Genomic DNA, 12,442 nt, shown 5'->3' with positions numbered 1-12,442 from the left:
GCAAGCCGTCGATATCTCTCAGCAGATCCAGGAGGACATATCGGGCTATCTGGTGACGATCACGGCCATGAATGCCGCGGTGGGCGCCGCGACGGCGGCCGCGATGTATCTTTGCGGCCTGGGAGATCCCTTGTTGTGGGGCACCACAGCCTTCCTGCTCAACTACATTCCAATTATAGGGCCGCTATTCGGGGTCTGCATCTTCGTGTTGGTCGGATTGCTGAGCTTCGAAAGCTTATGGTGGGCCTTGCTGCCACCGGCCATTTACCTTGGAATTCACCTGGTGGAGGGCGAAACAGTGACGCCCATGTTGCTTGCGCGGCGCTTCACCCTGAACCCGGTGTTGATCATCTTGTCGCTGGTGTTCTGGTTCTGGATGTGGGGCGCGCTTGGGGCGATCCTGGCCGTCCCGATGCTGGCCATCCTGAAGATCATTTCTGATAGGTTGCGCCCGTTAAAGGCCCTGGGACACTTCCTTGAAGGGGAATAGCGACATCGGATGTCCCGTAGCAACGGAAACGCTTGTGACGGCTTAGGCTTTACGCAATCATTAAGAGGCTATGTCGCCCATTGGCCCGAAGGCGAAGAGGTTCGGAAAGCTGCATATGTCCGCTGCAAGGGGCAGACCGGAAATCGGCGACGTAGCTTTCGACTCCCGCCGTTGACCCCATAGTGGCCTTGCGTCAATTTTCAGGGCCGGTTCCCCGAGGGCCGACGGCCCCCCAGGCTTCGACCGTCTTACTTGTCGGGGTGCGGTGAGGCTCCAATTGGCCAACGCTGGAGGAGCAGTCTCTCAGCTTCGTCAGTGCGTCGGTAGCCGTCCGACCCAATTGCGCAATCGCTTCGTCGGTGAGGATCGATCTCGTGCTTCTAAGCCGCTCGACGCTGATATTCAAAACAGTCAGCTTCTCCTTCAGTTGCGCGATCTCTATTTGACGGGCTGGATTTTCTGCTGTCTTGAACCCCCCGACAGCATCGCGAAGCGCGCGGACTTCCGCCGTCAGTTTTCGGAGATTCGCCAACACTTCTTTCGCCGGCAGATCGACTTTCGACAGTACTGCCTCGGTCATCGTTGCGACGACGTTTTCGGCAAAATGGTCGACGCGGGCAATCGCGACGAGCGCAAGAATCGCGGCGACGATCACCAGGATCGCCGTTGCATTGATCAGCGCCAGCAGCAACTGCCCAGGGAGCTTCCACAACCGTGCGGTAATTCCATTGCGATCGGGCTCGGTCACGATTGCCTCCTGCGTCCAGGATCCCGGGCTCTCTCTTCCGCATCTGTCGGCGCGGTGACGGCCCGCGAGCACACCGGCGCGCCTCATGGGACCAATTACCACTGATCTCCGGCAAACCTCGGCGCCGGCATCGCCCGGGGCCGCTTTTTCGCTGGGCACGAATTTCCGTGGCTGTCGCCCTTACACCTTGCAAAGCGCGAACGGCGCGCAACACCGGCGAGGCAGCAGCCGGGTCCCCTTAAGGAGACTGGGTACCGCGCAAGTTTTAGTAGCAAGGTCCGTAGGGGTAGTATCCGCAGCGTCGCGCGCCATAAGCTCCGTAGGCTCCATAAGCTCCGACGGCAGCAGCGCCGACACCTACTGCCACTCCACGGCGTACGGCTGCTCCACGATAGACACCTCCTCGATAAACGGCTCCGCGGTGGACGCCACCGCGATAGACGCCCGCGCGACCAACGCCGGCGCGATACGCGAAGGCGTCAGTTGAGATAGTCGCCATGCACCCGATGCCGATTATAGCGGATGCAGCAAGCGAGAGAATAATCCGGCGCGACATGATTGATGTCCCTTCTTCACGCTGATCAACTTGTGAGGCTATTCTTCCATCCGGCCCCCGTCTGTTGATGTGGATCAATGTAGGCACTCGCGTTTTGGTCGCATTGACAGCATCTAGTCAGGGAGATTTACATGAGTGCAATCATCAAGTCGGAAATGATCTCTCGCCGAAACGCCCTTTCACTGATGGGATTGGCGGCTGCGTTCGGCCTCGCGGCGGCCCCTACGGTACTGACAATATCCGATGCTGAGGCTCAGACTGCTGCGACTCCGACTGCTGCGCCGCCGACCGCTGCGGCTCCGACCGCTGGCATGGAACGGCGTCAGGAGCGGCGTTCAGCACGGCACGAGCGGCGTCAGGAGAGGCGCACAGCGCGCACAGAGCGGCGTCAGGAGCGCCGCACAGGTACAGCTACCGGGACAGGTACAACAACCGGTGCAGCTACAACTACCGGCACAGGTACCGGCGCGAAAAAGTAATTCCACTGGCCCGGCGAAGTCACTTGCTGGTGGCGGATTGATTGGAGAGCTACCAGTTTGAGGTGTTCAAATGCGCCGATAAAGGTGCGATGTCGCTTAATGGCCCATCAGCGAAACGGCGACACGCCTCATTGAGGTCCGTTCAACGGGGCATAGCAGACCCGACTTGCTTACGTTGAGTCCTTCGCATTTTGACCCACCTCAGACGCTAGCAATTCATAGTCCGCAAAAAAGCCCCGGCGAGCCGGGGCTTTGGTTTGCGCAGATGGGTGCGATCAGTATCTGGCTGCGACCGGTGCGCCGTATCCACCGAAGCGGTAGTTCAACCGAAGCGCGACCATGTCCACATCTTGGCTCACGCCGCTGCCGGTGAGGATGAACCCTCCGGGAGTAACCACGCCTGCGAAGCCGGCATTATCACGCCCCATCCAGAGATGGTCGTATTCGATACCGAACGACCAGTTGGGCGTGAAGCCGTACTCCCAGCCAACGCCAAGGGCGCCGCCCCAGCGTGTGTGGCCTGCCGATGCCAGGCCGACCCCGGTGATGTTGTTGAATATATCGAATCGATTGCGCGTCACGGCGGCGCCGCCCTTCACGTAGAACAGCGAGGCGTTCCACGCCCAACCGAGTTGCGCCGTGAAGAGCCCGATGGCGTCAATCTTGCCTGTGGTCGAAATCAATGGATCGATCAGACTGACGCGCGTGTTCTTGATTTCGGCCCAATCTCCCTGCGCTTCCAGGCCGAGCACAAATTGATTGGTTTGCCAGCGGTACCCGATCTGTCCGCCCGCGAAGCCCCCGGAGCGATCGGCGCAACCACCTGCGACTGTCCCTGCGGGCGTCACGAAATCCACACAACCGTGGCTTTGCCCCCAACCTCCGTTGGCGCCGATGTAGAAACCGGTCCAATCATAGATCGGCGCGACCACCGGGGGCGGGGCCTTGACGTAAGGTTTAGCAGCCAGATCAGCCGCTGACGCGGGCGCCGCCATGCTCACTGCCAGCAAGGCCACGCCACTTAACAAAATCTTCCTCATTATTTTCGCTCCATCCACGTTTCACCCGAACGATGCCGGTTCTTTTTCGAATGTCCGGCGTCCCAGCTCGAACCTAGCTGAGCCGACCAGCATGCGATGTGCCTAGGCCGCAACAGTCGGGAAAATTCAGCAACATGCGCGCTCTAGTTGAGTAAGTGCTATTGACCAATTAACGAAGGAAGTTTGCGCCTTGGAATTTGCGCCAGCGATGTCTGTTATTGGCCGATTGTGTTGCAAAAGTCGGCGGTAACCGACGGATGTCGTTGGGCCATCCGCTAAGGCCGACCGGCTTTGATCCGCCGACCCTGACGCTCTCAACGCAACTCCTAGGCTACGCAATACACGGAGCATGAGCGGGTGGTGGTCGCGCGACCAACGACGCGAGGCGCCTCAGATTCTGAGCGATGGCAGCCAGAACAAACTCATCCTGGGCGCCTCGTGGGCCACGAAGCCGAAGCCGACCAAGCCTCAGGATACGCTTCAAGTGCGCGAACCGCATCTCGATCTTCTTGCGCTGGCGGCGCGACTGCTCAAAGGCCTCGGTGCCAGCGAACGATCGGGCGACATCTCGGGCATGCTCATGGATATCGCGCGGGATCTTGCGTGATGGCTCCTTCGGGCAGCACTGCGGTTTGAGGGGACATACCTCGCAGTCGAGCTTGCTTGCGCGGTATAGAAGCGTCTTGCCCTCATGCACGGTGCCACTTGTTCCGAGCTGCTTTCCGCCTGGGCAGTGGTAGACGTCGGCGGTCGGATCGTATCGAAAGTCGCTGCGCGAGAAGGTGCCATCATCTCGCTTCGACTTGTCGGAAACAGAAACATGCGGCGCGATGCCCTTCTCCTCGACCAGCCAGTTCAGCATCGGAGCTGCCCCGAAAGCGGTATCCCCGACAAGCCTTTCCGGCTTGAGGCCGAAGCGCTCCTCTGTTCGCTCGATCATGGTCTTTGCCGCGCCGACCTCGGCCTGACGAATGGCACGTGAAGCTTCGACATCAAGGATGACGCCGAACTTCACGTCGATGAGATAGTTGTCGGAGTAAGCGAAGAATGCCGGTCCCTTGTGAGCGCCGGTCCACTGGGCCGCAGGGTCGGAGGGCGAAACGAACTTCGGGATAACGTCGCTGGCGGCGCCCCACGCCGTATCGTCGAGGGTCGTCAGATACTCCTTCACCGCGCGGCTCGACCTCGCCGGATCACGATCCCTGCGCCAATCCTGCCCCGCAATCGAGCGCTGCTTGTTGGCGTCGGCCGCAATCAGGCTCGCATCGACGGCAAAGCCTTCGCCACCAACCAGACCGCCCGCAATGCACGCCTCGACGACACGTTCAAACACGCGACGAAAAACATCCGCCTCGCGAAAACGCTCATTGCGGGCACGCGAGAACGCCGAATGATCCGGCACAGCATCCTCGATACCGAGTTTGCAGAACCAGCGATAAGCGAGGTTCGCCTGCACTTCACGACAGATCAGCCGCTCCGAGCGGATCGCAAAGACATACCCCACGATCAGCATCCGGATCATCAGCTCCGGATCGATCGACGGGCGACCCGTGGACGAATAATGAGGAGCAAGGTCGCTGCGAAGCCAAGACAGATCGAGAGCAGTGTCGATCTTCCGCACCAGATGATCTTCGGGAATCGCGTCGCTGAGATCAAACTCGTAGAACAGTTGACCTTGGTCACTCTTCAGACGGCCCATCATGGATCGACCTCGTCGCGATTCGCGTCAACACAACGGAATCACGCTTGCTGGCCTGTCTCAACCTACTTTTGCAACACAATCGGCCCATCACCGAAGTGGCGGCGCACCTCACCGAGGTCCGCTCACCGAGGCATGGCAGACCAAATTTGCTCAGGTTGAGTTCTTCGCATTTTGACCCTTTGCCGACGTGCCGAGAACCAGAATACAATGGATCATACCAAACTCGCAGCCGCTTACCATCGTAATTCGCATACCGGACGTGGCTCTCTCACGTTCCGATTTGAACGCCTCGTTGGGGCTACAAGTCGACCGGTATGAGGCGTTGTCTGGGCGGGCGTATGCTCAGATCGATATTGCAGATCACGGAGATCAATGGGCCGCTGCTCTCGACCGTATCCAATCAATTCGCGCCGTCATTCCGGGCTGGATTCCGGAGGTGCGATTGGAACGCCGAGCTTGGATGTAGCTATGGCCTTTCCCCATTCGTCGTTGTCTAAGTGTTTGACCATTCCGCCCAACTAGCCGCGGCTGCGGGTCAAGCGCTGACTGATTATTGCTGCAATTCATGTGAAATTGCGCAAGCTTGCTGAGTGTGGCGCTCAACTGTTGGACCGGTTGAGGGCGCGATCGACACATTGAATGAGGGTCTTTCCGTCGAAAGGCTTCTTGAGAAAGCAGATGGCCCCACCCGCGATCGCCCGCTCCTGGATTCGAAGATCCGGAAAAGCGGTAATAAAGATGACAGGCGTTCGACGATGTGTGGACGCCAGTCGGCTCTGCAACTCGAGACCGTCGATGCCCGGCATCTGAACATCAGAAATGACGCAGGACGTTTCGCCAAGTTCCGGCGACTGCAGAAACTCTTCAGCTGACGCAAAACCCCGGGCAGCGAATCCGAACGCCCTAATGAGGTTTGCCGTCGAGACGCGAATGGATTCATCGTCATCGACAATCGCAATGAGAGATTTTTTTGCCATTGCTGGGCGATTTTAGAACACTGGTGGTGTTTGCACAAGACTGGGGACTCGACGAGGCCAGAGCTGCCGCAAAGCAACGCACTGGCTTATCAGGATTTGCTATCGGCGCCTCGCACCCGCCCAACACCCTCGCACCGCGGACCAGCGGTTGTGGATCAATCGGTTTTGCACGTTTGGGGCACGCGGTTGCAGAATTCATTCTTCGCAAACGGCCTTGCGGCCTAACTTTCGGCCACTGCACAACCAATCACACAGGAGGCTCGCAAGCCGGATGAGTGTTGGTACGAACCTACCATCAGCAAAGCCTCCGTGTCGATCCGCACGTTGAATACCGGCCAAAATCGTAGTAGCGTCAGCGCCCTCCTGCATCAGCGTCATCGTGGCGGCCGCAAAGTGGACGCCGATGGCTGCTTCGATATGAGGTCGTACAGCCGGTTGGCCCGAGCACCCCAATGTCGCAACCGGAATTTGAAACGCACTACGCCGCACTGAAGCGCGAGATTGATGCTCTTGAGGCAGACCTCGCGGAGCCAAAAGCACGCAAGCATTTTGCAGACGTGAGGCAGCGGATCGAAACGCTCTACGAGACGTTGCGAGAGAACCATTTGCTCCTGCACACCGTCCTCGAAAACAGCGCCGCGAGTATTTACGCCAAACGCAAAGATGGTCGCTACACCTTCCTCAACCGAGGCATGGAGATGCTGTGCAACGTGACTCGGGAGCAGTGCCTCGGCAGAACAGACTTTGACGTGTTTCCCATAGAAATCGCTCAGCAGTATCGAAGCAATGACGTCGCCGCCATGATGACGGGCAAGCTGTCGGAATCCGAGGAAATGTCGAAGACACCTGCAGGTGACCGGTTGCTCCTGTCCAAGAAGGTGCCGCTGATTTCCGACGCCGGCGAAGTCCAGGGAATTTGCGGCATCTCGACCGACATAACGGACCTGCGACGGACCGAACGCGCCCTGCGCGAGGCGGTTGAGACGCTGCAGCGCGAACGAGACAACAAACTGCTGAATGTCGAGGCGGCCACAGCGTCCATCGCCCACGAAGTACGCCAACCCCTGACGGCCATTGCGACAAACGGCGATGCGGCAATGAGCTTTCTTGAAATGACGCCACCCGATCTTAACGAGTTGCGGGCGATTCTGACTCGGATCATCACCGACTGCCATCACGCGAGCGAGGTCTTCGACAGCATCAGTGCCCTGTTTAAGAAGGTCGATCACAGCCGAGGACCGGTCGATGTCAACGAGATTGCACGTGGCGTACTACAATCGCTTTACGGACAGTTGAGGGATCACGGCGTCGCGACCGAAACCGAACTTGCATCCGATCTGCCGCTGATCGACGGGCATCAGGGTCAGTTGCGACAGGTGGTCTTCAACCTGGTCCACAATGCGATCGACGCCATGGCCACCACAACGGACAAAACACGCCTGCTGCGGGTGAGCACACAGCCTCGGGATCGCAACACAATCGTGGTCGCAGTTGAGGATTCAGGACCTGGGATTGATCCTGGACGTTTGAACAACATATTTGATGCATTCGTCACGACCAAAGCGAATGGAATGGGATTGGGCCTCGCGATCTGCCGCATGATCGTTCATCGTCACGGCGGTCAACTTTCGGCATCGTCAGACGGCAAGACCGGCGCGCGCGTCCAATTCGTTCTGCCGGTCGGTTTGGTGGATACTGCACTCGCGCGCAACGTTAGCCATTGACTGTTTCGGTTTTCTGGCGGCCGAGGAGGCCGGATGAGTTCGCCAGCCGCAATAGCGCTCGATCGTGTAACCAAGGTCTACGACAAGCCTGTCGTGTCCGACATTTCGTTGGAGGTGCCGGAGGGAAGCTTCGTCACGGTGCTGGGGCCTTCTGGCTCTGGCAAGAGCACGATATTGCAAATGATCGGAGGCTTCCTGCAGCCGACCGCAGGCCGTATTCTCTTCGCCGGTACGGACATGACGGCGCTTCCGCCCAACAAGCGGCCATGCAACACGATCTTTCAGGACCTCGGCCTGTTTCCGCACATGACTGTTGCCGAGAACGTCGCCTATGGTCTCAAGGTGCGTGGCGTCGACCCGGCCACGCGGCGCAAGTGCACGACGGAGATGCTCGCTATCGTTGCCCTTGAAGGCTACGAGAGGCGCCGCATACACCAGCTTTCCGGAGGCCAGCGCCAACGCGTAGCGCTGGCCCGAGCGCTGGTGCTCGACCCTGCTGTTCTTCTGCTCGACGAGCCATTGACGGGGCTCGATGAGCGATTGCGCCAGCAACTGCGCGGCGAGATCAGTCGTCTGCACCGACGGCTCGGCGCGACCATCCTTGCCGTCACTCACAATCAGGATGAGGCTCTGTCTCTAAGCGATCGAATTATCGTTTTGCGAGCGGGCCGCATCGAACAGATCGGTACGCCGCGCGAAGTCTTCGAACGACCGGCCAATGCCTTCGTCGCGCGGTTCGTTGGGTTCGACGCAATATTGAAGCCGGAGCGCGTCGATTCCGGCATTGCCGACTGGCATGCGCGCGTCGCCGGACGAGATATCCGCTGTGAACCGCCCGTCAGCCGTGACCCGGCGCACGATTATGTGCTGGTCCTCCGACCCGAGCGGATCAGGATCGCAGACCCAAAAGAACGAAGTGATCTCGGGCCGCTCACGGTCATTTCCACCGCCTACAAGGGCCGAGACGTCGAGGTTGAGAGCCGCTTGGTTGACGGTCAAGCGCTCAAGTTTCTCATCTCCGCAGATCCGGGTGTCGCGGTACCCGCATCAGGTAGCAGCATCGAGATTGTGTGGGAACCCATGAAGCCGCTGTTGCTACCGGACGCGCTGGTCGAGCCCTGATATCCGCCCAGCGCCGCCCCTGCGAAGGCGCCTGAACTATGATATGCATCAAGCCGGGAGGCTCCCGAGGAGCTTGGACAATGGCGCACAGCATCGGGAATGGCTTTCCACCGGGCGTATTCTCCCAGTTAACACGCCGCCAGCTTGTTCAGAACGGTGTTTTTGGCGCTGGCGCGCTGGCAGTCGGAAGTTTGGGCCTACCGCGCGCCGCCCGAGCGTTAGATGAGATCAATTTTTGGGCAACCGGCACGCTCGATATCGGCGACGACGGCTGGAGAACCTTTGCATACGACAGCGGTGTCAAAGTCGAATTCACCGATAACGGCAATGACCCGGGGCCGGTCGTTGCCAAGCTGGCGGCTGGCAACGCAAACGACATTTATGATGTCGCAGGGCTCCAGGGAGGCAGCGAAAAGGAACTCGCGAGACGCGGCCTGATTGCGCCCTGGGACATTTCGCAAATCCAGAATTATGCGAGCGTGTGGCAGTGGGCGAAGGACATTCCCTACCTGACCCACGATGGCAAGGCCTACGGAATTCCGACCGTCATCAATGCCGATTCCATCATCGCCATAAGAGACAAGGCTGGCAGCGTCGACAGCTACGGCGCCATCTTTGATCCGAAGCTGAAGGGCAAGACCGCCATGGAAGACGCCTGGATCAACAGCGTCATCTTTACCGCCATTTATCTGAAGAACTCCGAGAATGCGAAGATTGCCGAGCCCGGCAACCTGACCGCTGACGAGCTCGGGCTGGTCATGGAATTCCTGATCAAGCACAAGCGGGACCGCCAGTTCCGCACGTTCTGGAACGGTTGGGAACAGGGTCTCCAGCTCTTGGCCAACCAGGAGGTCTGGGTGATGACCGGCTGGGAACCTATTGTTTATGCCGCGCGGATGCGGGGTGTCGATTGCTATTATGCCGTGCCGAGGGAAGGCTACGAGGGATGGGCTAACAATACCATCCTGCTGAAGAGCGCGGTGGTCCGCGGGCGTACAAAGGCGGCCCATCAGTTGGTCAATGCCCTTTTCTCGGGATTCTACGGCTGCAAGCTCGGCCTGCTGCGCGGCTACGTCGTTCCCACCGACAACAACGTCGCCTACGCGACGGCTCATGCGAATGCTTTCGATCCGGCGGGCGTCCGGAAACTGGCCGACCATGTGAAGCAAAAGTTTGCCGGCAAGATCTATTGGCAAAACACCCGGCCGGACAATTTCCAGCTCTACGAAACATGGTGGCAGAGATTGAGGAACGCGTAGTGCCTCACGAACCGGGGCTCCGCGAAAGCGTGGACGCCCGCTGGCCGGCGGGCTTCCTCCTCGCGCTCCCGTCGCTCGCGGTCTTTGTGGGGGTGGGCTTCATTCCGCTGGCACTGATCGCGACGTGGAGTTTCTGGAGCTTCGATCCCGATACCTACTGGATCAAGCCCGCCTGGTCATTCGCGTCATATGCGGCCCTCTTCGAGAACGGACGAGCAACCGTCTTTCTGCGCACGGCGGGGCTCGCCGCACTGACGGCTACGGCTTCCACGCTGCTCGCAGTTCCGGCCGCGGGGCTCATCGGTCTGTTGAGCGGACCGCGCCGGGCCGCGCTCCTCCTCGCACTGTTCACCATTCCATTCTTCACGAGCGGCCTCGTGCGCGCCTTTGCATGGCGCCTCGTGCTTGGTCGGCAGGGCATCATCAACAACGCGCTGATGAGCCTTGGAATTGTGGTGACTCCAGTCGAATGGCTTTTGTTCTCCGATTTTGCGGTTCTGTTGGGGATGGTCGCCGCCTATCTGCCATTCGCGATAGTTCCCATTGTGCTGGCATTCGCGCGGATCGAACATTCAGTGATTCGTGCAAGCCAGGACCTTGGCGCAGGCTTCTGGACCGTGTTCGCAACCATCGTCTTACCGCTCGTCCTGCCAGGAATCGTGGCGGGCTTTTTGTTCGTATTCGTCGTCGCCGTTGGCACGTCGATGGAGATCCAGCTTCTTGGAGGGGCTGGAGCTTCTTCCATTTCCATCATGATCAACGATGTACTGAGAGTGGTGAATTTCCCCCTCGCTTTCGCCATCGCTACGGTTGTCATCACTCTGCTCACCGTCCTCATCATCATCGCAAATCGCGCGCTCAGGCTGTCGCGCCTGTTCGAAAGCCTCGGCATATGAGCTTCGATGCAATCGTCAGGGGACGCACCAGCGGCGGCCGGCTTTTGTTCACCACTATCACGGCGCTGAGCCTAGCAATCATGTATGCGCCGGTACTGTACCTGCTGCTTGCATCGCTGAACCCGGACGCGCAGCTTGGACTCGTTCCGCCGAGCCGCTATAGCCTCAAATGGTATTTTGCGCTTCTCGACGATGGCCGCCTCGCCGGGGCTCTCAAGGAAAGCGCGCTGGTCGGGCTCGCAACAGCCGCACTGGCGACGCCGATCGGCCTGTCTGCTGCGCTCGCCTACCGGGCGATGACGCGCCTGCGCGGCGTATTCCTCCTCGTCATTCTCTCGGCCATGTTCGTCCCGGGTACGATTGAGGGCCTCGGTCTGTCGGCGACTCTGAGAGTTGTCGGTCTCGCCCCATCTTGGGTCACCATAGCAATCGGACATCTTCTGTGGACGCTGCCATTCGCCGCTGTGGTCTCGCTCATCGGCCTCTCGGCGGTCAGGCCCAGCACCATCGCGGCGGCCCGCGACCTCGGCGCCGGGCCGATACGGGCCTTCGTCGACATAACTCTGCCGCTTATGCGCACCAATCTCATCTCAAGCTTCGTCTTTGCATTTCTGCTTTCACTGAACGAGCAGGCGCGCGCCTACTACCTGGCCGGTCGCCAGAACACGCTTCCGCTTTATATGTTCGGCGCGATGAATTCGGGTGCCTCGCCGACAATCTACGCATTTTCAGGCACGATCATCGTCGTCTCGGTCGCAGTCGTCGCCCTGGTCTTTGCCGGCCTAGTGGGGCAGCAGAGCCGAAGGCCGCGACAAGCGCCAGGCAAAACCAGCTATTGAGGCTGCAATAGGCAGTTGTCATTCTGACCATTAAACGGCCAACTCGCTAAGATTGTCGCCGATTCTTTGCGGCTGCGGGTGAGGCAGGGATGGACGTTCAATTGTCCGTGTTACAGACGGAGTAACGAGGTCGCCTATTGGCCCTAAGCTGCCCCGGCTGAGCGCGGAGCAATGGTCCGCTTTCAAGGCGAGAACGGACAGTTGCTGGCCTAACTTCGATCGTCCGCCTGTAGCAGACCTCAGCGTCTTAGCTTTCTCGTGCAAACCGAACCTTAACCTTCGGTTGCTCTAGTCAAAAATCTCAATCACGGTACCTCTGAAGCTATGGCTTGCCCAGATCGGGTCCGAGCTTTGGCTGAAGCGCGAGAGGTTGACATGAGCGCTACGGTCAAAATCTACATCGAGATCCTATTCTTACAGCTTCCACTTTATGCGCTTATCCTTGGTTGCGCCTACGCATCTTGGCTCGCGTTCAACCGTCGTCAGTATCTGATCGCGATTTTGCTTGCCGGAATCGCTGTTCTGCCCGGTGTGAGTTACGCTTATTCGTTTGTGGATTCTCGGTTCGTCGCTCCCGCTGCCAGGAGAGCCGAAGTGGTATCTTGGCAGC

At 59.2% G+C, this 12,442-nt stretch carries 11 protein-coding genes; 7 read left to right on the top strand and 4 right to left on the bottom strand.

Annotated features, from left to right (window positions below; genetic code table 11):
- Positions 1 to 490: AI-2E family transporter (locus tag E4K65_RS45375; protein ID WP_135179608.1), on the top strand; the 490-nt coding region annotated here is incomplete at its 5' end.
- Positions 491 to 683: 193 nt separating this feature from the next.
- Here E4K65_RS45375 and E4K65_RS45370 read toward each other — a convergent pair.
- The 4 genes from E4K65_RS45370 to E4K65_RS45350 all read right to left on the bottom strand — a co-directional run bounded on the left by E4K65_RS45370 (position 684) and on the right by E4K65_RS45350 (position 5,992).
- On the bottom strand, positions 684 to 1,238 hold the full coding sequence (locus E4K65_RS45370) for a hypothetical protein (RefSeq protein WP_135179607.1): 555 nt from the start codon (positions 1,236 to 1,238) through the stop codon (positions 684 to 686).
- A gap of 1,310 nt (positions 1,239 to 2,548) precedes the next feature.
- Positions 2,549 to 3,313 carry an outer membrane protein gene (locus tag E4K65_RS45360; protein ID WP_135179606.1) on the bottom strand — a complete coding sequence of 255 codons (765 nt, stop codon included), beginning with the start codon at positions 3,311 to 3,313 and terminating at the stop codon, positions 2,549 to 2,551.
- Positions 3,314 to 3,644: 331 nt separating this feature from the next.
- Complete coding sequence (locus tag E4K65_RS45355) at positions 3,645 to 5,015, bottom strand: IS1182 family transposase (protein ID WP_135179605.1); 1,371 nt, start codon at positions 5,013 to 5,015, stop codon at positions 3,645 to 3,647.
- A 599-nt stretch (positions 5,016 to 5,614) separates the two neighbouring features.
- Entirely contained in the window at positions 5,615 to 5,992 is a 378-nt protein-coding gene (locus tag E4K65_RS45350; protein ID WP_135179604.1) for a response regulator transcription factor, read from the bottom strand.
- Positions 5,993 to 6,444: 452 nt separating this feature from the next.
- Here E4K65_RS45350 and E4K65_RS45345 point away from each other — a divergent pair, with 452 nt between their 5' ends.
- From E4K65_RS45345 to E4K65_RS48340, 6 genes are all read left to right on the top strand, one after another.
- The gene (locus E4K65_RS45345) at positions 6,445 to 7,716 is read left to right on the top strand and encodes a two-component system sensor histidine kinase NtrB (protein WP_135179603.1); all 1,272 of its coding nucleotides are present in this window, start codon (positions 6,445 to 6,447) and stop codon (positions 7,714 to 7,716) included.
- A 33-nt stretch (positions 7,717 to 7,749) separates the two neighbouring features.
- On the top strand, positions 7,750 to 8,838 hold the full coding sequence (locus E4K65_RS45340; RefSeq protein WP_135179602.1) for an ABC transporter ATP-binding protein: 1,089 nt from the start codon (positions 7,750 to 7,752) through the stop codon (positions 8,836 to 8,838).
- Positions 8,839 to 8,918: 80 nt separating this feature from the next.
- Entirely contained in the window at positions 8,919 to 10,097 is a 1,179-nt protein-coding gene (locus tag E4K65_RS45335; RefSeq protein WP_135179601.1) for an ABC transporter substrate-binding protein, read from the top strand.
- A complete protein-coding gene (locus tag E4K65_RS45330) occupies positions 10,097 to 10,993 on the top strand; it encodes an ABC transporter permease (protein WP_235886042.1) in 897 nt (298 codons plus the stop codon). Before E4K65_RS45335 ends, E4K65_RS45330 begins: the two co-directional genes overlap by 1 nt.
- Entirely contained in the window at positions 10,990 to 11,832 is an 843-nt protein-coding gene (locus tag E4K65_RS45325; protein WP_135179599.1) for an ABC transporter permease, read from the top strand. Before E4K65_RS45330 ends, E4K65_RS45325 begins: the two co-directional genes overlap by 4 nt.
- A 375-nt stretch (positions 11,833 to 12,207) precedes the next feature.
- A partial coding sequence (locus E4K65_RS48340; protein WP_209312159.1) for a hypothetical protein occupies positions 12,208 to 12,442 on the top strand: 235 nt, incomplete at its 3' end.

It is taken from the genome of Bradyrhizobium niftali (assembly GCF_004571025.1).
GTDB classification, from domain to species: domain Bacteria; phylum Pseudomonadota; class Alphaproteobacteria; order Rhizobiales; family Xanthobacteraceae; genus Bradyrhizobium; species Bradyrhizobium niftali.
This window is presented reverse-complemented; position numbering and strand designations above follow the sequence as displayed.